Consider the following 21,167-nt stretch of genomic DNA (forward strand, 5'->3'; position numbering starts at 1 on the left):
TCCCGGCTGCGCGGCCGGGAGGGAAAGGGTTTCATTCCCAGCGGAAGAGCCGTGCGGCGGCGCCCAGCCCGAGTACGGCCCAGACGGAGAGCACCGCCGCGTCGCCCCACGGCAGCACGGCCCCGTGCCGGAGCACTTCGCGCAGTCCGTCGGACAGGGCGGAGATCGGCAGCAGCTCCAGGACGGACCGGACGGCCCCGGGGAACTTGTCGAGCGGCACGATCACGCCGCCGCCGACCAGCAGCAGCAGAAAGACCAGATTGGCGGCGGCCAGCGTGACCTCGGCCTTGAGCGTGCCGGCCATCAGCAGGCCGAGCCCCGAGAAGGCGGCGGTGCCCAGCAGGACGAGCGCGGCGACCGACAGCGGGTCGCCCTGCGGCGACCAGCCCAGGCCGAGGGCGATCGCCGTCAGCAGGGCGATCTGCAGCACCTCGGTGACCAGTACCGACAGGGTCTTGGCGGCCATCAGCGCCCAGCGCGGCAGCGGGGAGGCCCCGAGCCGCTTGAGGACTCCGTAGCGGCGGTCGAAGCCGGTGGCGATGGCCTGCCCGGTGAAGGCGGTCGACATCACGGCGAGGGCCAGGACGCCGGGGGCGAGGAAGTCCACCGGCTTCCCGGCGCCCGTGTCGACGATGTTGACGGCGGAGAACAGCACCAGGAGCAGTGCCGGGATGATCACGGTCAGCAGCAGCTGCTCGCCGTTGCGCAGCAGCATCCGCGTCTCCAGCGCCGTCTGCGCGAGGATCATGCGGGAGACGGGCGCGGATCCCGGGCGCGGGGTGAACGTGCCGGCGCTCATGCGCGCAGCTCCTTACCGGTCAGTTCGAGGAAGACGTCTTCGAGGGTGTGCCGCTGCACGGCGAGGCTGTCCGGCAGCACGCCGTTCTGCGCGCACCAGGAGGCGACGGTGGCCAGCAGCTGCGGGTCGACCTCGCCGGTCACCCGGTAGACGCCCGGGGTGACCTCGGCCGCGAGGGTGCCGTCGGGCAGCGCCTTCAGCAGGGAGGCCAGGTCGAGGGCGGGGCGGCCGGTGAAGCGCAGGGTGTTCTCGGCGCCGCCGCGGCACAGCCGCTCCGGGCTGCCCTGGGCGATGACCCGGCCCGCGTCCACGATGGCGACCTCGTCGCAGAGCTGCTCGGCCTCGTCCATGTGGTGGGTGGTGAGGACGACCGTGACCCCGTCGGCGCGCAGTTCCCGTACGAGGTCCCAGGTGGCCCGGCGGGCCTGCGGGTCCAGGCCGGCGGTGGGCTCGTCGAGGAAGACCAGCTCGGGGCGGCCCACCACGGCCATGGCCAGGGCCAGGCGCTGCTGCTGGCCGCCGGAGAGCCGGCGGTAGGGGGTGCGGCCGCAGCCGCCGAGTCCCAGGCGTTCCACCAGGGTGTCCGGGTCGAGCGGGTCGGCGTACAGCTTCGCCATGTGGCGCAGCATCTCCACGGCGCGGGCTCCGGAGTAGACGCCCCCGGACTGGAGCATCACGCCGATCCGCGGGCGGAGCGCCTCGGCCTCGGCGACCGGGTCCAGGCCGAGGACGCGGACGGTGCCGGCGTCGGGGCGGTGGTAGCCCTCGCAGGTCTCCACGGTGGTCGTCTTGCCCGCGCCGTTGGGACCGAGGACCGCGGTGACGGAGCCGCGGCCGACGGTGAGGTCCAGTCCGTCCACCGCGGTCTTGGCGCCGTACCGCTTCACCAGTCCGCGGATCTGCACGGCGGGGTCGTTGCTCATGGTGGGTGAGTCTACGGAGCTGCGGGGACGGTCTCGGGCCGAGGTCCGCGGATTCGAACACCCGGTCGCGGAAATGGCTTTTTTCAGTCCGGTGGCCCTGGGGTGCTCATCCGGTTTCCGTGATCTTTTGCGGAGCGCGATGTTCGCGGTGCGGGGCATCGCTGTGAGTGAATGAGTGCTGGTGAGGGCCGCGTATCGGGCGCTGGTGGCGCGGGGAATGCTGCTGGAACATTCCCCTCCGTATAACTCTCCGTCGATAAATAAGGTAACCCTTAGTGATGGAGGCCACCAGGCGTGGCGTCCGTCACGGCTTGTCCAGGCTCGGTTAATTACGCAACAATGGCGTTGTGAAATACGGCGAACGGCAGAACGAGGCCCCCCAGGGGGAGCTCGCCACCGGGGAGCGGTCAACCCGCAACCGCGTGGCGCGCTCGATCCTGGACCACGGTCCGTCCACCGTCGCCGACCTCGCCCAGCGTCTCGGCCTGACCCAGGCCGCCGTCCGCCGCCACCTCGACACCCTCGTCGCCGACGACGTGGTCGAAGCACGTGAGCAGCGCGTGTACGGAGCGCGGACCCGGGGTCGGCCCGCCAAGGTCTTCGCGCTCACCGACTGCGGCCGCGACGCCTTCGACCAGTCCTACGACAAGCTCGCCGTGGACGCCCTGCGCTGGATCGCGCAGTCGGTCGGCGGCGGCGAGCAGGGCGAGGCGGCCGTCGCCGCCTTCGCCAGGGCGCGCATGGAGTCGCAGGCGCAGGCCTACCGGGAGGCCGTCGATGCGGCCGCCCCCGAAGGCCGCGCGCAGGCCCTGGCCAAGGCGTTGACGCAGGACGGGTACGCTGCTACGGCGAAGAGCGCTCCCGGTCCGCACAGCGGTGAACAGCTCTGCCAGCACCACTGCCCGGTCGCCCACGTGGCCGAGCAGTTCCCGCAGCTCTGCGAGGCGGAGACCGAGGTCTTCTCACGCCTGCTCGGGACGCACGTGCAGCGCCTCGCCACGATCGCCCATGGCGACGGAGTGTGCACCACGTTCATTCCACGCAGCGCGGGCACCACACAGACCGACACATCAGTATCTGCAAGTACGGCCGGGAGGAACCCCGCATGACCACGGAGACTGCTCACCCTGAGCTCGATGGCCTGGGCACCTATGAATACGGCTGGGCCGACTCCGACGCGGCCGGTGCCGCTGCCAAGCGGGGTCTGTCCGAGGACGTCGTCCGCGACATCTCGGCGAAGAAGTCCGAGCCGGAGTGGATGCTGAACCTCCGCCTCAAGGGCCTCAAGCTCTTCGACAGGAAGCCCATGCCGATGTGGGGCTCCGACCTCTCCGGCATCGACTTCAACAACATCAAGTACTTCGTGCGCTCCACCGAGAAGCAGGCCGCTTCCTGGGAGGACCTGCCCGAGGACATCAAGAACACCTACGACAAGCTCGGCATCCCGGAGGCGGAGAAGCAGCGCCTCGTCGCCGGTGTCGCGGCCCAGTACGAGTCCGAGGTCGTCTACCACCAGATCCGCGAGGACCTGGAGGAGCAGGGCGTGATCTTCCTCGACACGGACACCGCGCTCAAGGAGCACCCGGAGCTCTTCCAGGAGTACTTCGGCACGGTCATCCCGGTCGGCGACAACAAGTTCGCGTCGCTGAACACCGCGGTGTGGTCCGGCGGCTCCTTCATCTACGTCCCCAAGGGTGTCCACGTGGACATCCCGCTCCAGGCCTACTTCCGCATCAACACGGAGAACATGGGCCAGTTCGAGCGGACGCTGATCATCGTCGACGAGGACGCCTACGTCCATTACGTCGAGGGCTGCACCGCCCCGATCTACTCCTCCGACTCGCTGCACAGCGCCGTCGTCGAGATCATCGTGAAGAAGGGCGGCCGCTGCCGCTACACGACGATCCAGAACTGGTCGAACAACGTCTACAACCTGGTCACCAAGCGCGCCGTGGCCTACGAGGGCGCGACCATGGAGTGGATCGACGGCAACATCGGTTCCAAGGTCACCATGAAGTACCCGGCCGTCTACCTGATGGGCGAGCACGCCAAGGGCGAGACCCTGTCCATCGCCTTCGCGGGCGAGGGCCAGCACCAGGACGCCGGCTCCAAGATGGTCCACATGGCGCCGAACACCTCCTCGAACATCGTCTCCAAGTCGGTGGCCCGCGGCGGTGGCCGGACCTCCTACCGCGGCCTGGTCGAGATCGGCGAGGGCGCCTCCGGCTCGAAGTCCAACGTGCTGTGCGACGCGCTGCTCGTGGACACCGTCTCCCGCTCGGACACGTACCCGTACGTGGACGTCCGCGAGGACGACGTGACGATGGGCCACGAGGCCACCGTCTCGAAGGTCTCCGACGACCAGCTCTTCTACCTCATGCAGCGCGGCCTCACCGAGTTCGAGGCCATGGCCATGATCGTGCGCGGCTTCGTCGAGCCGATCGCGAAGGAGCTGCCGATGGAGTACGCGCTGGAGCTCAACCGGCTGATCGAGCTGCAGATGGAGGGCTCGGTCGGCTGACCCGCCGACCACCCCCGTACCGCAGCACAGCGACGATTTTCGTAGACGTAGGAAGAGAGCAAGACGACAGCCATGGCTGAGGCTCAAAACATTCCGGCGGGCTCCACCACCGCCGGCGCGATCGCGGTGGCCGCCGAGTCCACCGTCGCCACCCGGATGAGCGCGCCCCCGTCCTTCGACGTGGCCGACTTCCCGGTCCCGCACGGCCGCGAGGAGGAGTGGCGGTTCACCCCGCTCGCCCGCCTGAGGGGCCTGCACGACGGCACCGCGGTCGCGGACGGCACCATGAAGGCCCAGATCGACGCGCCCGAGGGCGTCACGGTGGAGTCGGTGGAGCGCGGTGACGAGCGGGTCGGCAGGGCCGGCACCCCCGTCGACCGCGTCGCCGCGCAGGCCTTCTCGGCCTTCGCCAAGGCCACGGTCATCACCGTGCCCAAGGAGACCGTGCTCGGCGAGCCGATCCGGGTCGCCCTGCACGGCGAGGGCGGCACGACCTTCGGCCACACCGTCTTCGACGTGAAGCCCTTCGCCGAGGCGATCATCGTGATCGACCACACCGGCGACGGCGTGCGCGCCGCCAACGTGGACATCCTCGTCGGCGACGGCGCCAAGGTGACCTTCGTGTCCGTCCAGGACTGGGACGACACCGCCGTCCACACCTCGCAGCACAACGCCCTCGTCGGCCGCGACGCCAGCTTCAAGTCCGTGGTCGTCACCTTCGGCGGCGACCTGGTCCGCCTGCACCCGCGCGTCACCTACGCGGGCCCCGGCGGCGAGGCCGAGATGCTCGGCCTGTACTTCACGGACGCCGGCCAGCACCAGGAGCACCGCCTCCTTGTCACGCACGACGCCCCGCACTGCAAGTCGAACGTCGTCTACAAGGGCGCGCTCCAGGGCCAGGACGCCCACGCCGTCTGGATCGGTGACGTGCTCATCGAGAAGAGCGCCGAGGGCACCGACACCTACGAGATGAACCGCAACCTCGTCCTCACGGACGGCGCGCGGGTCGACTCCGTGCCCAACCTGGAGATCGAGACCGGCGAGATCGTCGGCGCCGGCCACGCCTCCGCCACCGGCCGCTTCGACGACGAGCAGCTCTTCTACCTGCAGGCCCGCGGCATCCCGGCCGACGAGGCCCGCCGCCTGGTCGTCCGCGGCTTCTTCGCCGAGCTCGTCCAGCAGATCGGTGTCGACGACATCGAGGAGCGCCTGATCGCCAAGATCGAGGCCGAGCTCCAGAAGAGCTCCGTCTGATGAGCTACGTCAAGGCCTGCGCGCTGAGCGAGCTGGAGGAGAACACCCCCAAGCGGGTGGAACTCGACGGCACGCCCGTGTCCATCGTCTCCACCGACGGGGAGGTGTTCGCCATCAACGACATCTGCTCGCACGCGAACGTCTCGCTCTCGGAGGGCGAGGTCGAGGACTGCATGATCGAATGCTGGCTGCACGGGTCGGCCTTCGACCTGCGCACCGGCAAGCCCTCCGGTCTGCCCGCGACGCGCCCCGTCCCCGTATACCCCGTAAAGATCGAAGGGGACGATGTGCTCGTCTCCCTCACCCAGGAGTCCTGAGGTATCCATGGCAACGCTTGAAATCCACGACCTGCACGTCTCCGTCGAGGCCGAGAACGGCGCCCGCGAGATCCTCAAGGGCGTCGACCTCACCGTCAAGCAGGGTGAGACGCACGCCATCATGGGTCCGAACGGCTCCGGCAAGTCCACGCTGGCGTACTCGCTGGCCGGCCACCCGAAGTACACGATCACCGGCGGCACCGTCACCCTCGACGGCGAGGACGTCCTGGAGATGTCCGTCGACGAGCGCGCCCGCGCCGGCGTCTTCCTCGCCATGCAGTACCCGGTCGAGGTCCCCGGCGTCTCGGTCTCCAACTTCCTGCGGACCTCCGCCACCGCCATCCGCGGCGAGGCCCCCAAGCTGCGCACCTGGGTGAAGGAGGTCAAGTCCGCGATGGAGCAGCTCCATATGGACCCGGCCTTCGCCGAGCGCAACGTCAACGAGGGCTTCTCCGGCGGTGAGAAGAAGCGCCACGAGATCCTCCAGCTGGAGCTCCTCAAGCCGAGGATCGCGATCCTCGACGAGACCGACTCCGGCCTGGACGTCGACGCCCTGCGCATCGTCTCCGAGGGCGTCAACCGCGTCCGCGAGACCGGCGAGGTCGGCACCCTGCTGATCACCCACTACACGCGCATCCTGCGCTACATCAAGCCCGACTTCGTGCACGTCTTCGCGAACGGCCGCATCGCCGAGTCCGGCGGCGCCGAGCTCGCCGACCAGCTGGAGAACGAGGGCTACGACAAGTACGTGAAGGGTGGCGCGACCGCGTGACACAGCTGCCTGGCCTCCTCGACATCGAGGCGATCCGCAAGGACTTCCCCCTGCTGGATCGTGTGGTCCACGACGGGAAGAAGATCGTTTACCTGGACAACGCGGCGACCTCGCAGAAGCCGCGCCAGGTACTCGACGCGCTGAACGAGTACTACGAGCAGCACAACGCGAACGTCCACCGCGGCGTGCACGTGCTCGCCGAGGAGGCCACGGCGCTGTACGAGGGTGCCCGCGACAAGGTCGCCGCCTTCATCAACGCGCCGAGCCGCGACGAGGTGATCTTCACGAAGAACGCCTCGGAGTCGCTCAACCTGGTCGCGAACATGCTCGGCTGGGCGGACGAGCCCTACCGGGTCGACCGCGAGACCGAGATCGTCATCACGGAGATGGAGCACCACTCCAACATCGTGCCGTGGCAGCTGCTCGCGCAGCGCACCGGCGCGAAGCTGAAGTGGTTCGGCCTCACCGACGAGGGCCGGCTCGACCTGTCCACCATCGAAGAGGTCATCACGGAGAAGACGAAGATCGTCTCCTTCACGCTGGTCTCCAACATCATGGGCACGGTCAACCCGGTCGAGGCGATCGTCCGGCGCGCCCAGGACGTCGGCGCGCTGGTCCTGATCGACGCCTCCCAGGCCGCTCCGCACATGCCGCTCGACGTGCAGGCGCTCGGCGCCGACTTCGTGGCCTTCACCGGCCACAAGATGTGCGGCCCGACCGGCATCGGCGTCCTGTGGGGCCGCCAGGAGCTGCTGGAGGACCTGCCCCCGTTCCTCGGCGGCGGCGAGATGATCGAGACCGTGTCGATGCACGCCTCGACCTATGCCCCCGCCCCGCACAAGTTCGAGGCCGGTACGCCCCCGATCGCCCAGGCCGTCGGCCTCGGCGCGGCCGTGGACTACCTGTCCGCGATCGGCATGGACAGGATCGCCGCGCACGAGCACGCGATCACCGAGTACGCGATCAAGCGCCTCGCGGAGGTGCCCGACCTGCGGATCATCGGCCCCACCACGGCCGAGGACCGCGGCGCCGCGATCTCCTTCGTGCTCGGCGACATCCACCCGCACGACGTCGGCCAGGTCCTGGACGAGCAGGGCATCGCGGTCCGCGTGGGACACCACTGCGCGCGCCCCGTCTGCCTGCGCTACGGAATTCCGGCGACGACGCGAGCGTCTTTCTACCTGTACTCCTCTCCGGCCGACGTCGACGCGCTGGTCGACGGGCTGGAGCACGTACGGAACTTCTTCGGCTGACGGACGAGGCGACGAGGACGCAGTGAAGCTGGATTCGATGTACCAGGAACTGATCCTGGACCACTACAAGCACCCGCACGGGCGTGGCCTGCGCGACGGCGACGCCGAGGTGCACCACGTCAACCCGACCTGCGGTGACGAGATCACGCTGCGCGTGAAGTACGACGGTGAGACGCTGACGGATGTCAGCTACGAGGGCCAGGGCTGCTCCATCAGCCAGGCCAGCGCCTCCGTACTGAACGAGCTGCTCGTGGGCAAGGACCTGGCCGAGGCGCAGAGGATCCAGGCGGTGTTCCTGGAGATGATGCAGTCCAAGGGCAAGATCGAGCCCGACGAGGCCATGGAGGACGTGCTGGAGGACGCGGTCGCGTTCGTCGGCGTCTCCAAGTACCCGGCCCGTGTGAAGTGTGCCCTGCTGAGCTGGATGGCGTGGAAGGACGCGACGGCCCAGGCTCTGGGCGACGCGGAGAGGAAGACGGCATGACCGAGAACGCGACGCCCGAGGCGTCGACCAAGCCGGCCACCGAGGAGGAGGTCCGCGAGGCCCTCTACGACGTGGTCGACCCCGAGCTGGGCATCGACGTCGTGAACCTGGGCCTGATCTACGGCATCCACATCGACGACGCGAACATCGCCACCCTCGACATGACCCTGACCTCGGCGGCCTGCCCGCTGACGGACGTCATCGAGGACCAGGCGAAGTCGGCGACGGACGGCATCGTCAACGAGCTCCGGATCAACTGGGTCTGGATGCCGCCGTGGGGCCCGGACAAGATCACGGACGACGGCCGCGAGCAGCTTCGCGCGCTCGGCTTCAACGTCTGATCACCCCCGCCTGCACAGGGAGGGCCCCCGGCACCGTGCCGGGGGCCCTCCCTGCGTTCCGGTCCCGCCGGCAGGAGGCGGGGCCGTCGGCCCACCGATCCTGTGTACAGCTGTACGCATCGATGTGTACCGTTGTACGCATGCCCTACGTCCTGCTTGCCGCAGCCATCGCCGCCGAGGTCGCCGGCACCACCGCCATGAAGTACAGCGACGGCTTCACGAAGCTGTGGCCCTCGCTGGGCACCCTGCTGGGGTACGCCATAGCCTTCACCCTCCTCGCGCAGACGCTCAAGTCCATGTCAGTCGGCACGGCGTACGCGATCTGGGCCGGTGTCGGCACCGCCGCGATCGCCGCGATCGGCATGGTGTTCCTGGGGGAGGCGGCCACCGTTGCGAAGATCGCCGGGATCGCCCTGGTGATCGCGGGAGTGGTCCTGCTCAATGTGGGGGGCGCGCACTGATGCCGCAGGGTGTGCGGCGCTACGACCCGGACCGGCGCCAGCGGATCATCGACGCCGCGATCCGGGTGGTGGGCGCCAGGGGTATCGCCGGGCTGAGCCACCGCAGCGTGGCCGCCGAGGCCGACGTACCGCTCGGTTCGACGACATACCACTTCAAGACGCTGGACGACCTGCTGGTCGCGGCGCTTCGGCAGGCCAACGAGGGCTTCGCCCGGGCGGTGGCGGACGCGCCGGCACTCGCCGACCCGGAAGCGGACCTCGCCGGCGCCCTGGCCCGCCTCCTGGGCGAGATCCTCGCCGGGGACCGGGGCCGGGTGGAGCTGGAGTACGAGCTCTACCTCGCCGCGCTGCGCCGCCCCGCCCTGCGGCCGGTCGCCGCCGAGTGGTGCGCGGCCGCGGCCGAGGCACTGGCCCCGAGGACCGACCCGGCCACGGCCCGGGCGCTGGTGGCGGCGATGGACGGCATCAGCCTGCAGGTCCTGCTGACGGACGCCGAGTACGACGAGCCGTACGCCCGCGAGGTGCTGGGCCGACTCCTGCGACCCCGGAGCACGCCCTGAGGGCGCTGCCGACCCGGGCGCAGCGGGCCACCGGTCAGGAGGCGGAGCGCACGGCCGTCAGGGCCGTCCGGACGCTCGCCTCGATGTCGCGGATCGGGTAGATCACCTCGCGCACCGTGCGGTCGCGGTCGACGACCAGCGTCAGCCGCTTGATCCGGCTCACTCCCGCCGCGCGGAACGTCGGCAGCCGCAGCGCGGCCGTCAGCGCGAGGTCTGCGTCCGAGAGGAGTGGGAAGCGCAGGCGCTCCTGCTCGGCGAACTCCCGCTGCTCGTCGGGTCGCTGGGTCGAGACGCCGTGCACGGTGGCGCCGGCCGCGGTGAACTCCGCGAGCTGGTCCCGGTACGTGCACGACTCGAACGTACAGCCCTTGGCGCCCGGGATCCCGGCCCAGCCGGGCGGGTAGGACTCGGCCCGGGCGTACGCGCCCGGGAAGAAGTACAGGACCGTGAAGGGCGTGTCCGCAACCGGGTCGGCGAGTCCGCCGAAACGGTCCGGCAACAGCAGTGGCGGCACCCGCGTGCCATGCAGTGCGTGCACCCGTTCCGCCTCGCGCGAGGCCTCGTCGGTCGTCGCCGTCATCTCTCCCTCTCCCAGGACCCAGGTGTCGCCCCAGTCCTGGAGGGCCACCAGGACCGGCAGCAGCCCCCGCCCGCGCGGGGTCAGCCGGTACTCGTGCCGTACCGGACGTTCCTGGTACGGCTCGCGCGACAGCACCCCGGCCTCCACGAGCAGTTTCAGGCGTTCCGCGAGGACCTTGCGGGACACCCCCAGCTCGTGTTGCAGCTCGTCGAAGCGGTGCAGGCCGCGTGCGGCGTCCCGCACGATCAGCAGCGTCCACCAGTCGCCCACCACGTCGAGGGCCTGGGCGATGGCGCAGTCCGCGTCGCCGAGGTGCGTGCGCTGGGCCATGGGAACTCCTTCGTCCGTTGACCCAAGGCTGTCATGCTGCCATAGTCAGTTCCCAAAAGGAACTGACTGATCGCGAGCGGGGGGCACGGGTGTGCTGCAGGGGTTCAAGGACATACCGAGGGTCGTGTGGCTGCTGGCTGCGGGGGTGTTCGTCAACGCCGTCGTCAGCTTCACCTTCGTCTTCGTCTTCCTCTACCTGACCGGCCCACGCGGGCTCGGCGCCGCCCAGGCCGGCCTCGTCACCGGAATCGGCGGGATCGGCCTGGTCGCGGGCAACTTCAGCGGAGGCTGGTACGGGGACCGCTTCGGGCACCGCCGGGTGCTCCTCGCGGCCGCCGGCCTCGGCGGACTGGCCCTGGCCTCCTTCCCGCTGCTGCCCACGCCGCTCCTCTTCGCAGCCATGCCGCTGGCCCAGTACGCCTCCGGGGTGGTCCGGGCCGCCAACTCCGCGCTCGTCGCGGTCACGGTTCCGGAAGGGGGCCGCCGCCAGGCCTTCGCCCTCGTACGCTGCGCGTCCAACGGGGGATTCACCCTCGGGCCGCCGCTGGGCGCCCTGATCGCGACCGGGCTCTCCTACGACTGGCTCTTCGTCGCCGACGGCGTCGGCACCCTCTTCTTCGCCCTCTGGACCGCCCGCGTGGTCCCGGCGCGCGGCGCCTCCCGCACGGCTTCCGCGACCCCGGACGGGGGTCGGGGTCGCGGACTCGCCGCCGAACTGCGGGCCCGGCCCGCCCTGCTGGTGGTGCTCGGCGCGATCCTGGTGACGGACGTCGTCTACCGCCAGCAGTACTCCACCTTCCCCGTCTTCCTCACCGACCACGGCCTGGACCCGCGCGCCTTCGGGCTCGTCATCGCCCTCAACGGCGGGGTGATCCTGCTGCTGGAACTGCCGGCGGCCGTCGCACTGCGCGAGCGGCCTGCGCTGCCCGTGATCGCCACCGGGCTGGTGCTGGTCGGGGCCGGGTACGGGGCGCTGCTGTGGGGGGCGGGGATCACGAGCGCCGTGGTGATGATGGTCCTGCTGAGCCTCGGGGAGATCCTCTACAAGACCACCGCGACGGCCTACGTCGCCGACGAGGCGCCCGAGCACGCCGTCGGCCGGTTCCAGAGCCTGTACGCGGGGATCTCGGTCAGCGGCGTCGTCATCGGCCCGCCGCTGGGCGGCGCGCTGTACGCGGCCGCACCAGGGCTTCTGTGGCCGCTGTGCGCAGGGCTCGCGGCGGCGGCGGGCGGGGCGGTGCTGTGGGCCTCCGCACGGCAGCGGCGGCGCACGGCCCGACACGCGCCCCGACCGGCACATGAGACCGGTTCGCAACCGCAGGCCGTCGCCGGTTAGGTTTCGGGCATGACTGCTACGCGTACCACCGGCGCCGTCGCCGCCGGACTTGCCACCATCACCCCCGACGGCACCGTCCTCGACACCTGGTTCCCCGCCCCCGAGCTGGTCGCCGAGCCCGGCCCGGCCGGCACCGAGCGCCTCACCGCCGAGCAGGCCGTCGAGCTCCTCGGAGCCGCCGCGGCCAAGGCGATCCGCACGGACGCGGTCCGCGGCGTCGAGGTCGTAGCCGTCCGCACGGTCATCGCCTCCCTGGAGGACAAGCCGCTGGACGCGCACGACGCGTACCTGCGCCTGCACCTGCTCAGCCACCGCCTGGTCAAGCCGCACGGCCAGAACCTCGACGGCGTCTTCGGCCTCCTGGCCAACGTCGCCTGGACCTCGCTGGGCCCGGTCGCCGTCGACCAGGTCGAGACCGTCCGCCTCAACGCCCGCGCCGAGGGCCTGCACCTGCAGGTCACCTCGATCGACAAATTCCCGCGGATGACGGACTACGTCGCCCCCAAGGGCGTGCGCATCGCCGACGCGGACCGCGTCCGCCTCGGCGCGCACCTCGCCGAGGGCACCACCGTCATGCACGAGGGCTTCGTCAACTTCAACGCCGGCACCCTCGGCACCTCCATGGTCGAGGGCCGCATCTCCGCGGGCGTCGTCGTCGGCGACGGCTCCGACATCGGCGGCGGCGCGTCCACGATGGGCACCCTCTCCGGCGGCGGCAAGCAGATCATCTCGATCGGCGAGCGCACGCTGGTCGGCGCCGAGGCGGGCGTGGGCATCGCCCTCGGCAACGAGTGCGTCGTCGAGGCCGGCCTCTACGTCACCGCGGGCACCCGCGTCACCCTCCCGGACGGCCAGGTCGTCAAGGCCCTGGAGCTCTCCGGCGCCGACAACATCCTCTTCCGCCGCAACTCGGTCACCGGCACCGTCGAGGCCCGCCCCTACAAGGCCACCTGGGGCGGCCTGAACGAGGTCCTCCACAGCCACAACTGACCCCTGGCCGCCCTCCCCGCGGCCGAGCACACGACCGCGCAGACCTGCGAGTGAGCCGCCACCCGCGGTCAAGGCCGGTCACCGACGAGCGCCCTCCCGGACCCCAAGACGGCCGGGAGGGCGCACGTGCATCCGCCTGACGTCTCGTGACGGCCGAGCACAGCGGCTGCGCACCGTCCCGGGCCTCTCGGCCCGGGCCGTGGGCCGAAGCGGACGACGGCGTCCGGCCGGGGTCGCGGGTCCTGGACCTGATGGCCGTCCGACTGGACGGTGGCCATGACCGCGGAGCGTCGGACGGACGCTCAGTGGAGGGGGATCGTGCGGATCAGGCCGGCGAAGGCCTGTTCCTCCGCCTCGGTCAGCTGCACCGACTCCATGGGGTGCGACGCGGAGCTGCGCTGGGCCGGGATCAGCGGCAGCGTCTCGGCCGTGGTGGGCTCCGGCCGGCGGAAGCGGCTGTCCCACATCATGCGGCCCAGGTCGGCGATCCAGACGAGCGCCGCCACGAGCAGGACGGCGAGCCCGACTTCCTGGGCGAGGGAGATCGAGGGGAACACCAGGACCCTCCAGGGGGTGCGGCCGGTGCGAGCCGGTCCGGGACAAGATCGGGCGTGCAGACACTCAACACCACAACCGGCCCATTCGGTAGAGATGTGGCGAGCGTCACGCTAGGGCCGAAAGTCCCCCTCCCGACACGGGAGGAACTGCTCACGGCCGGTTGGGATCCGGCGTGCAGCCCTCGGGGCCGCGTGCGTGGCCCAGCCGCTCGGAGAAGCGGTGGGCCGCCGTGCGCCGCTCCTCGCCGGCTGGCCGGATCGGCCCGCAGCCGCGTCCGCGGGCCCGCCGGGGCGGGTGGGGCAGGGCCCGGCCGGGACGGCGGCCGGGCCCTGCGGCATCCGGCCCCCGTTACGGGCGGAAGCGCAGCACCTGCGGGTCGTGGTCGCTGTTCTGCTCGGCGAACTCCGCGTTGATGTGCACGCTGTCGTACGTGAACTTCTTGATGGCCGGGCTGGTCAGGATCTGGTCCAGGACCTGCGCGTTGCCCTGGTAGACGTACGAGTACCGCTCGCTCTTCGGCAGCGACTTGATCGCCGGGTACAGCGCCCCGCCGTCCGCGAGCGCGTCCGTGGTCGCCGAGAACTCGAAGTCGTTGATGTCACCGAGGACCAGGACGTTGGCGTTCTTGTCCTCCGCCAGGATCTGCTTCACGAAGCCGTTCACGGCCTGCGCCTGGAGCAGCCGCTTGGCCTCCGAGGAACGCAGCGGCGGCTGGTGGTGCGAGGTCAGGCCCTCGTCGCCGCCCTTGGAGCCGAAGTGGTTGGCGATCACGAAGACCGTCTTGCCGCGGAAGACGAACTCGCCGGCGAGCGGCTTGCGGCTGTCGGCCCACGCCGGGTTCGCCGGGTCCACGCGGCCGGGGGAGTGCGTCAGGTGGGTCTTGCCGTTCTCCTTGACGACGCCGGTCGCCGTCACCGCGTCGCCCGGGGCACGCTCCGTGAAGGAGACCCGCGCCGGGTTGTAGAGGAACACCTGGCGGATGTTGCCGCCGGGCTCGCCTCCGTCCTTCTTGTCCTCCGGGTTGACGGTCCGCCACTGGTAGGCCGGGCCGCCCGCCGCCGTGATGGCCGTCGTGAACTTGGTGAGGGTCTGCTCGGCGGAGACGGTGCCGTCGTTCTTGGCGCCGTTGTCGTCCTGGATCTCCTCCAGGGCGAGGATGTCGGGGGAGGCCAGGTTCTCCACGACGGCCTTCGCCAGCGCGTCGAACTTCGCCTGCGGGTCCGTCGGGTCGAGGTTCTCGACGTTGTACGTGGCCACCGCGAGCTCCTGCTCGGCCTGCGGCTTGGTCTTCTCGGGGGCGATGGTGCCGGCCTTGACGGTGCCGAGCGTGCGGGCCACCAGCGTGTAGCCGCCGAACTGGTTGAAGTCCAGCGGGCCTTCCGTGGTGCCCGTCAGCTTGTCGCCGACGTTGGCCACCGGGAAGGGCTGCTGCGAGATCGGGGCGAGCTGCTGGATCTGCAGTCGGCCGGTGTTCTGGGACTCGTAGGAGCCGTAGACGGTGCCGCCGCGCTTGGCGGCGTTCTCCCAGCCCTTGACCGTGACCCACAGCTCCGAGTACGGGTCGGTGGCGCCGACCACGCGGGAGGTGCCGATGCGGACGTTCATGCCCTCCAGGGACTCGTAGAAGTCCAGGGCGTACCGGGAGGGGTCCAGGGTCAGGCCGTTGATGCTGCCGCCGGCTGCCGGGTCGCCGGCGGCGGTGTACTCGGCGGGCACCGTGTACTCGTTGATGGCGGCGGCCTCGGGCAGCGCGTTGCCGGAGGAGACCACGGCGACGGTCGGCTTGGAGATCTGGGTCACCGACTGGTTGCCGGAGTTGACACCGCCGGGGATGTACTCGCCGACCGTGCCGGACACCTTGACCGCGTCGCCCACGGCGACGGTCGGGACCGAGTTGGTGAAGACGAAGACGCCCTCGCTCGTCGCGGCGTTGTCGTCGGCGTCGGGGTCCTGGATCCAGAAGCCGCGCGAACCGTAGGTCCGCACGCCCGTCACGATGCCCTCGACGTCGGCGACCTGCTTGCCGTTGAGCGGGGATATGCGGGTGGTGCCCTGGATGTCGTGGATGCGTACCGGATCGGCGGACGCCGCGCCCTCGGCCGCGTCGGCGGAGCCCGCGAGGAGGCCGGTGGCCAGCGCGGAGGCGACGAGGGCCGCGACGGCGGCGGAGCGGGGATGCGAGGAGCGCATGGTCAGGAAACTCCGGTGTGGGAGAGGGGTGGGGAGAGGCTGCGAACGCAGAGATCTGCGGGGGTTGGTCGGCCCCCGAACGTCTACGCGCGTCAATTTCCTGTGTTGCCAGCAAAGTTGTCAAGCCCTCCAGAGGAGACGGCGGCTGACTGTGGGATGAACCAACGGTGATGGCCCCTCGGCGGCGCCCGATATGCGTCTACGCTGGGTCGCCGTACGGCGGCCGCGGCTGTCGTCTGCGCCACATCCGCCGTGCCCGCACTGCCCCGTCATGTCGGCCATGTCGCCGGTTTTCGGGCGGCCGTGACGGGTCGGCCGCCCGGCCGGACCGTCACGGCCCGCCCGTCACCACCCCTTCCGCGAGGAGAGCCTCCCGATGTCCGCTGAGTCGCACCCCACACTGCCGCCGGTACGGCTGCACTCCGAGGCGGAGCTGGCGCGCGACGCCCTCGGCGCCCCGCTGTTCGCGCGCGCCGTGCGGCTGGCCCGCTGGGCCGGGCCCGGTGTCCGGGTCGGCGTCGGCGGCGAACTGGCGGTCGACCAGTTGCCCGCGGCGGCCGCCCACCTCGGCCTGGACGCCGGCGACGAGGCCGCTCCCGGGGACGCGAGCCGGGCCTGGCGCGTGGCCGTGGACACCGGGCTGGTGGACGTGACCGAGCCGGAGGAAGGCGCAGCGGCGGCGGAGGCCGGCGGGAGCGAGGGTGACGGCGGGGCGGGCGGCGCCGGCGGGGCGGGCGGCGCCGGCGGGGGGCCGTACGGCACGGCCGCGCCCGGTGAGGACCTGGCGCTGGTGACCGGTGGCGCCCCCGGCGATGTGCTCGACCTGTGGAGGGCTGCCCTGGAGGCGGTGCTCGCCGACGCGGCGGTGCCCGACCTGGAGGGCCTGGTCGATGCACTGGACGCGGGCGGGGAGATCGACTTCGACCGGCTGGACTGGAACCCGGGCCGCGAGGCGGACCTGCTGGACGCGGTCCTCGCCAACCTCTATCTGCTCACCGCCTCCTCGGGCGGACGGTCGCAACGGCCGATCCCGCTTCCGGTGATGGCCGCGTCGGTGGTCGCGCCCGAGGGGATGGGGGAGCCGACCGACGCCGTGCTGGAGCAGGTCTCCGACGCGATGATGCGCCTCGACGAGCAGTTCCGGCAGCTGGAGCCGATCGGCCTGGTGGAGTTCCGGCCGGTCGACGGGAAGCTGATGGCGCAGGCCGACGACGACGGCCCGCGCGGCCGCCGGGGGGCCGGCGGCCACGAGCGCGGCCAACGCGACGGGCACGACCCGTACGACGGGCACGACCCGCACGCCGGGCACGACGACGAGGGTGACGACGGGGACGTCTCCCGCTACGGCCTGGTCCGGCTGACCCCGCTCGGCCTGTACGGCATCCGCGCCCGGCTGCTGGAGGCCGGCGTGGACGCTCCCGCGGTCGGCGAACTGGCCGGCAAGGGCGCCGACGCGCTGCTCGACGCGGTCGCCTCCTATCCCGAGCACGCCGCCCAGGCCGAGATCGAGCAGTGGATGGCGGGCCGCGAACCGGCCGCCGCCGTCGCCGAGCTGCTCGCCGCCGCCCGGGGGGACGACGAGGGCGGCCCCCTGCGCCGGCTGCGCTGCCAGCAGGCCCTCGCGCCGGCCGGGCCGGAGGCCGAGCCGGCGGTCCGCGCGGTGCTGGACGACGCGGAGCTCGGCGGACTCGCCCGGGTCTGGCTGGCGGAGCACGGTGCCGACGTACCGGCGCCGGCCCCGGAGATGGTGTTCTGGCTGACGGTCGACACGATCGCTGCGCAGCTGGCGGCGGACGGCGAGTCCGAGGAGCTGTCCGTGCTGATGGGGACCCTGACCGCGCACCACGCGGGGTTCTTCGATCGCGTCTGGCGTGTCGAGCACCCGTCGACGGTCCGCGTCCTGGAGGCGATGGGCCGGCTGCACCCCGACCGCAGGGCGGCGAAGGAGGCCCGCAAGGCCGCCTTCAAGGCGCGCTCGCGCCGGCCCTGACGGTCGCCCGCCGTCGGCGGGGAGGCGGGACGGCGGCGACAATGCGCCGTTCCTGGCCGGGAGTCGGCCATTGCGCCCGACGGGCAAGCGGTCGGTTCCGCCTGGTGGGTAGTTCAGCCGCCGTTCACGTGCGGCCGGGAGCGTGTGCGCCGACGACCGCACCACAGGCGCACCACTCCCACCCCCAGGAGCCCCCATGCCGCTCAGCCGTAGAGACTTCACCGCCCGCACCGTTATCGCCGGCACAGCAGTCGCGCTCACCGGCACGGTCGGCGCCCTCGCCACCGCGCCGGGCGCGCTGGCGGCCGAGGACGGCACCGGACGTGACGAGCTCGGGCGGCCCTGCGAGCCCGGCTACGGGCCGCTCGTCCCCGACCCGGCCGGCATCCTGGCCCTGCCCGCGGGCTTCGCGTACCGCGTGCTCACGCACAGTGGCGTCACCCGGCTGGAGTCCGGCGAGACCACCCCGTCGCACCACGACGGGACCGCCGCGTTCCCCGGCCACCGCGGCGTCACCCTCCTCGTCAACAACCACGAGCTGAAGGGCAGGCGGGAGAACTGGGACCGCCCCGTCCCGCTCACCGAGGGCCTCGTCTACGATCCGGCCGCGGCCGGCGGGTGCACGGTGGTCGAGGTCCGGCGCGGCGGCGAGGTCGCCGAGTGGGTGGGCATCGCCGGTACGTCGACCAACTGCGCCGGCGGCGCAACCCCTTGGGGCACCTGGCTGACCTGTGAGGAGAACTCCGACCTCGCCGGCAGGAACGGCATGACCAAGGACCACGGCTACGTCTTCGAGGTCGACCCGCACGACCGCCGTGCCAACCGCGACCCGCGCCCGATCAAGGCCTTCGGGCGCTACGACCACGAAGCCGTGGTCATCGACCCGCGCCAGGGGCACGCGTACCTGACCGAGGACGCCTCCGGCCCGAACGGGCTGCTCTACCGCTGGACGCCGCCCCGCGACTTCCGGCACGGGCGCGGCAGGCTCCGTACGCTCGCCGCCGACGCGGGTGTGCTCCAGGCCGCCAAGTGCATCGACAGCTCCGGCCGGTTCGTCGACGACCTCTCCCGCGCCACGCGCATCGGCACCGTCTACGGGGTCGACTGGGTGGACGTGCCGGACCGCGACGCGCGGACCGTGCCCGTGCGCAAGCAGTTCGCGGACGGCGCGGTGACGCGCGGCCGCAAGTTGGAGGGCATGTGGTGGGCCGACGGCGGCGCCTACTTCGTCTCCTCCTACGCCCGTGCGGAGAGCCCGGGCACGGCGCACGACGGCCAGGTCTGGTTCTACGACCCCAAGCGGCGCACGGTCCGGCTCACTGTGCTCATCGGGGTCAACGCGGACCCGTCGGCGGGCGGCTACGACGGCCCGGACAACATCACGGTGTCGCCGTACGGAGGCCTGGTCATCGCGGAGGACGGCTCGGGGCTCCAGCACCTCTTCGGCGCGACCGCATCGGGACGCACCTACCCGCTGGCGCGCAACGAGCTGAACATCGGGACACCGGAAGAGCCCGAATACTCGGAATTCACCGGGGTCTGCTTCTCGCCGGACGGGCGGACCCTGTTCGCGAGCCTGCAGGACCCGGGGATCCTGCTGGCCGTCACCGGGCCGTGGCGGCGCGCACACTGACGCCCCGCCCGGCCGGGACTGCGGGCCTCACAGGGCCGGGGTGACCTCCGCGCGGGAGGCCTCGGCCCATTCGGCGAGCAGGAACTCATATGCCTCGGAAGGCCACTCGCCGTCCACCCGGGTCTCCACGAGGTGCCGGATCGCCTCGTTCGCCTCGGCGGCGGACGGGCGGGCGGGCCCCGCGGGTGTGAGTGTCTCGTGCATGCTTCCAAGGCTACGGGCGGGCACTGACAGCCACCCACGGATTACGCGTGGCATCCATCACCCGCGATTCTCTCCGGTGGCCGCCCGTGCCCGCCCACCTGCTCAGAGTGCCTGGGCGGCGGGCTTGACCATGCCGCGCACTGTGCGCGACTTCACAAACTCGCCCATGGCCGTCATCTCCCACTCACCGGAGAACTGGCGGATCAGCTTCGCCATCATCACACCGGTCTGCGGCTCGGCGCCGGTGAGGTCGAAGCGGACCAGCTCCTCTCCGCTCGCCGCGTCGATCAGGCGGCAGTAGGCCTTCGCCACGTCGGTGAACTTCTGGCCGGAGAAGGAGTTGACCGTGAAGACCAGGCCCGTGGCCTCGGCGGGGAGCCGGCCGAGGTCCACGACGATCACCTCGTCGTCGCCGGCGCCCTCCCCCGTGAGGTTGTCGCCCGAGTGCTTGATGGCGCCGTTCAGGATGGACAGCTTGCCGAAGTAGCAGCTGTCGATGTGGTTGCGCTGCGGGCCGTAGGCGATGACGGACGCGTCGAGGTCGATGTCGCGGCCGCGGAAGGCGGGCTCCCAGCCCAGACCCATCTTGACCTGGGACAGCAGCGGACGGCCGCCCTTGACCAGGGAGACGGTCTGGTTCTTCTGGAGGCTGACCCGGCCCTTGTCCAGATTGATCTTGCCGGCAGCGGGCGGGGCGGCCGGAGCGGCCGGGGGCGCTGCGGGAGCGGGGGCCGGTGTGACGGGGGCGGGCGTGCCGGCACCGGCGGTCAGCCAGGGGGAGGGCTGGTGGCCGGCGGGCGGGGCCGCGGGCGCAGGAGGGGCCGCGGGCGCCGCGGGGGCGGGCGGGGCGGCGGCGGCCGCGGGGGCCGGTTCCTCGTCGACGCTGACCCCGAAGTCGGTGGCGATGCCGGCCAGGCCGTTCGCATAGCCCTGGCCGACCGCCCGGACCTTCCACGCGCCGCCGCGCAGATAGATCTCCACGACGACGAGGGCGGTCTCCGTGGCCAGCTGCGGCGGGGTGAACGAGGCGATCACCGCACCGCCGTCGGCGTTGCGCACGGTGGCGGTGGGCTCGATGCCCTGGAAGGTCTGCCCGGCGGCGTCCGGGCTGGCCGTGACCACGATCCGCTCGATGCCCGGGGGCACCGCGGAGGTGTCCACGGTGACCGAGTCCGGCGCCGCGCCCCCGCCGGACCGGTAGGTGACACCGGGGCCGGTGGGCTGGTTGAAGAAGATGAAGTCGGCGTCGGAGCGCACCTTGCCGTCCGCCGTCAGGAGCAGGGCGGACACGTCGAGCCGCACCGGCGCAGCCACGTCGACCGTCACACGGACGGCAGGGAGCGGCAGGTTGGATCCAGGGGTCATAGCGGTCATGCCGGGAGAACGACCGGAGGTGCTTTGCCGTTCCCTTACCCTCGGGCGATATTTCCGCGCCGGTTGCGCGGGTGGTTCTTCGCGGTGCGCTCGTTGCCGAACTTGTACGAGCCGGTCCAGCGGGCCATCACGAGCTGTGCGTCCCCGGACTCCACCTCCGCCAGGAACGCTGCGGCCCGCCCCCCGCGCAGGGTGGCCGCCGGGCGGCCGTGGTGGGTGATGACGACGCAGTCGTCACCCCGGAGGCCAAAGGTGAATCCGTGAGGTCTCGGCATGCCCCGCAGCCTGCCCCGCGCG

At 71.5% G+C, this 21,167-nt stretch carries 22 protein-coding genes; 14 read left to right on the forward strand and 8 right to left on the reverse strand.

Going from position 1 to position 21,167, the window contains the following annotated elements:
* Window positions 1–31 precede the first annotated feature (31 nt).
* The gene (locus IF89_RS0114570) at window positions 32–799 is read right to left on the reverse strand and encodes an ABC transporter permease (protein WP_030766714.1); all 768 of its coding nucleotides are present in this window, start codon (window positions 797–799) and stop codon (window positions 32–34) included.
* On the reverse strand, window positions 796–1,722 hold the full coding sequence (locus tag IF89_RS0114575; RefSeq protein ID WP_030766717.1) for an ABC transporter ATP-binding protein: 927 nt from the start codon (window positions 1,720–1,722) through the stop codon (window positions 796–798). The genes IF89_RS0114570 and IF89_RS0114575 overlap by 4 nt, the downstream gene beginning before the upstream one ends.
* A 347-nt stretch (window positions 1,723–2,069) precedes the next feature.
* On the opposite strand from IF89_RS0114575, the gene IF89_RS0114580 reads away from it, so the two are divergent.
* The 10 genes from IF89_RS0114580 to IF89_RS0114625 all read left to right on the forward strand — a co-directional run bounded on the left by IF89_RS0114580 (window position 2,070) and on the right by IF89_RS0114625 (window position 9,685).
* Complete coding sequence (locus IF89_RS0114580; RefSeq protein ID WP_030766719.1) at window positions 2,070–2,831, forward strand: helix-turn-helix transcriptional regulator; 762 nt, start codon at window positions 2,070–2,072, stop codon at window positions 2,829–2,831.
* Window positions 2,828–4,243: a Fe-S cluster assembly protein SufB gene (sufB, locus tag IF89_RS0114585; protein ID WP_030766722.1), complete on the forward strand. Its 1,416-nt coding sequence runs from the start codon at window positions 2,828–2,830 to the stop codon at window positions 4,241–4,243. Before IF89_RS0114580 ends, sufB begins: the two co-directional genes overlap by 4 nt.
* Window positions 4,244–4,315: 72 nt before the next feature.
* Window positions 4,316–5,497: a Fe-S cluster assembly protein SufD gene (gene sufD / locus IF89_RS0114590; RefSeq protein WP_030766724.1), complete on the forward strand. Its 1,182-nt coding sequence runs from the start codon at window positions 4,316–4,318 to the stop codon at window positions 5,495–5,497.
* On the forward strand, window positions 5,497–5,814 hold the full coding sequence (locus IF89_RS0114595) for a bifunctional 3-phenylpropionate/cinnamic acid dioxygenase ferredoxin subunit (protein ID WP_030766726.1): 318 nt from the start codon (window positions 5,497–5,499) through the stop codon (window positions 5,812–5,814). The genes sufD and IF89_RS0114595 overlap by 1 nt, the downstream gene beginning before the upstream one ends.
* A 7-nt stretch (window positions 5,815–5,821) precedes the next feature.
* Window positions 5,822–6,586: a Fe-S cluster assembly ATPase SufC gene (sufC, locus tag IF89_RS0114600; protein WP_030766727.1), complete on the forward strand. Its 765-nt coding sequence runs from the start codon at window positions 5,822–5,824 to the stop codon at window positions 6,584–6,586.
* Window positions 6,583–7,839, forward strand: coding sequence for a cysteine desulfurase (locus tag IF89_RS0114605; RefSeq protein ID WP_030766728.1), 1,257 nt, complete (start codon window positions 6,583–6,585; stop codon window positions 7,837–7,839). The genes sufC and IF89_RS0114605 overlap by 4 nt, the downstream gene beginning before the upstream one ends.
* Window positions 7,840–7,861: 22 nt before the next feature.
* Window positions 7,862–8,323 carry a Fe-S cluster assembly sulfur transfer protein SufU gene (gene sufU / locus IF89_RS0114610; RefSeq protein ID WP_030766730.1) on the forward strand — a complete coding sequence of 154 codons (462 nt, stop codon included), beginning with the start codon at window positions 7,862–7,864 and terminating at the stop codon, window positions 8,321–8,323.
* The gene (locus tag IF89_RS0114615; RefSeq protein WP_030027092.1) at window positions 8,320–8,664 is read left to right on the forward strand and encodes a metal-sulfur cluster assembly factor; all 345 of its coding nucleotides are present in this window, start codon (window positions 8,320–8,322) and stop codon (window positions 8,662–8,664) included. Before sufU ends, IF89_RS0114615 begins: the two co-directional genes overlap by 4 nt.
* 140 nt (window positions 8,665–8,804) lie before the next feature.
* Window positions 8,805–9,125 carry a DMT family transporter gene (locus tag IF89_RS0114620; RefSeq protein ID WP_030766733.1) on the forward strand — a complete coding sequence of 107 codons (321 nt, stop codon included), beginning with the start codon at window positions 8,805–8,807 and terminating at the stop codon, window positions 9,123–9,125.
* On the forward strand, window positions 9,125–9,685 hold the full coding sequence (locus IF89_RS0114625) for a TetR/AcrR family transcriptional regulator (protein WP_030766736.1): 561 nt from the start codon (window positions 9,125–9,127) through the stop codon (window positions 9,683–9,685). The genes IF89_RS0114620 and IF89_RS0114625 overlap by 1 nt, the downstream gene beginning before the upstream one ends.
* A gap of 34 nt (window positions 9,686–9,719) precedes the next feature.
* On the opposite strand, the gene IF89_RS0114630 is transcribed toward IF89_RS0114625, so the two are convergent.
* Window positions 9,720–10,595 (reverse strand): winged helix-turn-helix transcriptional regulator, encoded by an 876-nt coding sequence (locus IF89_RS0114630; protein WP_030766740.1) that lies wholly within the window; start codon window positions 10,593–10,595, stop codon window positions 9,720–9,722.
* 94 nt (window positions 10,596–10,689) lie between these two features.
* On the opposite strand from IF89_RS0114630, the gene IF89_RS0114635 reads away from it, so the two are divergent.
* Both IF89_RS0114635 and dapD read left to right on the forward strand, forming a co-directional pair.
* Window positions 10,690–11,931, forward strand: coding sequence for an MFS transporter (locus IF89_RS0114635; RefSeq protein ID WP_030766742.1), 1,242 nt, complete (start codon window positions 10,690–10,692; stop codon window positions 11,929–11,931).
* 9 nt (window positions 11,932–11,940) lie between these two features.
* Window positions 11,941–12,921: a 2,3,4,5-tetrahydropyridine-2,6-dicarboxylate N-succinyltransferase gene (dapD, locus tag IF89_RS0114640; protein WP_030766746.1), complete on the forward strand. Its 981-nt coding sequence runs from the start codon at window positions 11,941–11,943 to the stop codon at window positions 12,919–12,921.
* 302 nt (window positions 12,922–13,223) lie between these two features.
* Here the strand turns inward: dapD and IF89_RS0114645 are convergent, their stop codons facing one another.
* The gene (locus IF89_RS0114645; protein WP_030766749.1) at window positions 13,224–13,478 is read right to left on the reverse strand and encodes a hypothetical protein; all 255 of its coding nucleotides are present in this window, start codon (window positions 13,476–13,478) and stop codon (window positions 13,224–13,226) included.
* Between the two features lie 349 nt (window positions 13,479–13,827).
* Complete coding sequence (locus tag IF89_RS0114650; RefSeq protein WP_030766751.1) at window positions 13,828–15,669, reverse strand: endonuclease/exonuclease/phosphatase family protein; 1,842 nt, start codon at window positions 15,667–15,669, stop codon at window positions 13,828–13,830.
* A 376-nt stretch (window positions 15,670–16,045) separates the two neighbouring features.
* Here IF89_RS0114650 and IF89_RS0114655 point away from each other — a divergent pair, with 376 nt between their 5' ends.
* Together IF89_RS0114655 and IF89_RS0114660 are read left to right on the forward strand one after the other, a co-directional pair.
* Entirely contained in the window at window positions 16,046–17,659 is a 1,614-nt protein-coding gene (locus tag IF89_RS0114655; protein ID WP_030766758.1) for a hypothetical protein, read from the forward strand.
* Between the two features lie 196 nt (window positions 17,660–17,855).
* Entirely contained in the window at window positions 17,856–19,292 is a 1,437-nt protein-coding gene (locus tag IF89_RS0114660; protein WP_030766762.1) for an alkaline phosphatase PhoX, read from the forward strand.
* A 27-nt stretch (window positions 19,293–19,319) separates the two neighbouring features.
* Here IF89_RS0114660 and IF89_RS46995 read toward each other — a convergent pair whose 3' ends face one another.
* The 3 genes from IF89_RS46995 to IF89_RS0114675 all read right to left on the reverse strand — a co-directional run bounded on the left by IF89_RS46995 (window position 19,320) and on the right by IF89_RS0114675 (window position 21,145).
* A complete protein-coding gene (locus IF89_RS46995) occupies window positions 19,320–19,496 on the reverse strand; it encodes a hypothetical protein (protein WP_199820505.1) in 177 nt (58 codons plus the stop codon).
* 102 nt (window positions 19,497–19,598) lie between these two features.
* A complete protein-coding gene (locus IF89_RS0114670) occupies window positions 19,599–20,870 on the reverse strand; it encodes a TerD family protein (protein WP_078628301.1) in 1,272 nt (423 codons plus the stop codon).
* A 35-nt stretch (window positions 20,871–20,905) separates the two neighbouring features.
* Window positions 20,906–21,145, reverse strand: a complete 240-nt coding sequence (locus tag IF89_RS0114675; protein WP_030766768.1) for a hypothetical protein — start codon at window positions 21,143–21,145, stop codon at window positions 20,906–20,908.
* Between the last annotated feature and the right edge of the window lie 22 nt (window positions 21,146–21,167).

It is taken from the genome of Streptomyces sp. NRRL F-2664 (genome assembly GCF_000719345.1).
GTDB lineage: Bacteria > Actinomycetota > Actinomycetes > Streptomycetales > Streptomycetaceae > Streptomyces.

Coding starts and splice junctions, on each gene's coding strand:
- IF89_RS0114570 (WP_030766714.1), bottom strand. CDS start 799: ATGAGCGCCGGCACGTTCACCCCGCGCCCGGGATCCGCGCCCGTCTCC.
- IF89_RS0114575 (WP_030766717.1), bottom strand. CDS start 1,722: ATGAGCAACGACCCCGCCGTGCAGATCCGCGGACTGGTGAAGCGGTAC.
- sufB (WP_030766722.1), top strand. CDS start 2,828: ATGACCACGGAGACTGCTCACCCTGAGCTCGATGGCCTGGGCACCTAT.
- sufD (WP_030766724.1), top strand. CDS start 4,316: ATGGCTGAGGCTCAAAACATTCCGGCGGGCTCCACCACCGCCGGCGCG.
- IF89_RS0114595 (WP_030766726.1), top strand. CDS start 5,497: ATGAGCTACGTCAAGGCCTGCGCGCTGAGCGAGCTGGAGGAGAACACC.
- sufC (WP_030766727.1), top strand. CDS start 5,822: ATGGCAACGCTTGAAATCCACGACCTGCACGTCTCCGTCGAGGCCGAG.
- IF89_RS0114615 (WP_030027092.1), top strand. CDS start 8,320: ATGACCGAGAACGCGACGCCCGAGGCGTCGACCAAGCCGGCCACCGAG.
- IF89_RS0114620 (WP_030766733.1), top strand. CDS start 8,805: ATGCCCTACGTCCTGCTTGCCGCAGCCATCGCCGCCGAGGTCGCCGGC.
- IF89_RS0114625 (WP_030766736.1), top strand. CDS start 9,125: ATGCCGCAGGGTGTGCGGCGCTACGACCCGGACCGGCGCCAGCGGATC.
- IF89_RS0114630 (WP_030766740.1), bottom strand. CDS start 10,595: ATGGCCCAGCGCACGCACCTCGGCGACGCGGACTGCGCCATCGCCCAG.
- dapD (WP_030766746.1), top strand. CDS start 11,941: ATGACTGCTACGCGTACCACCGGCGCCGTCGCCGCCGGACTTGCCACC.
- IF89_RS0114650 (WP_030766751.1), bottom strand. CDS start 15,669: ATGCGCTCCTCGCATCCCCGCTCCGCCGCCGTCGCGGCCCTCGTCGCC.
- IF89_RS0114655 (WP_030766758.1), top strand. CDS start 16,046: ATGTCCGCTGAGTCGCACCCCACACTGCCGCCGGTACGGCTGCACTCC.
- IF89_RS0114660 (WP_030766762.1), top strand. CDS start 17,856: ATGCCGCTCAGCCGTAGAGACTTCACCGCCCGCACCGTTATCGCCGGC.
- IF89_RS46995 (WP_199820505.1), bottom strand. CDS start 19,496: ATGCACGAGACACTCACACCCGCGGGGCCCGCCCGCCCGTCCGCCGCC.
- IF89_RS0114670 (WP_078628301.1), bottom strand. CDS start 20,870: ATGACCGCTATGACCCCTGGATCCAACCTGCCGCTCCCTGCCGTCCGT.
- IF89_RS0114675 (WP_030766768.1), bottom strand. CDS start 21,145: ATGCCGAGACCTCACGGATTCACCTTTGGCCTCCGGGGTGACGACTGC.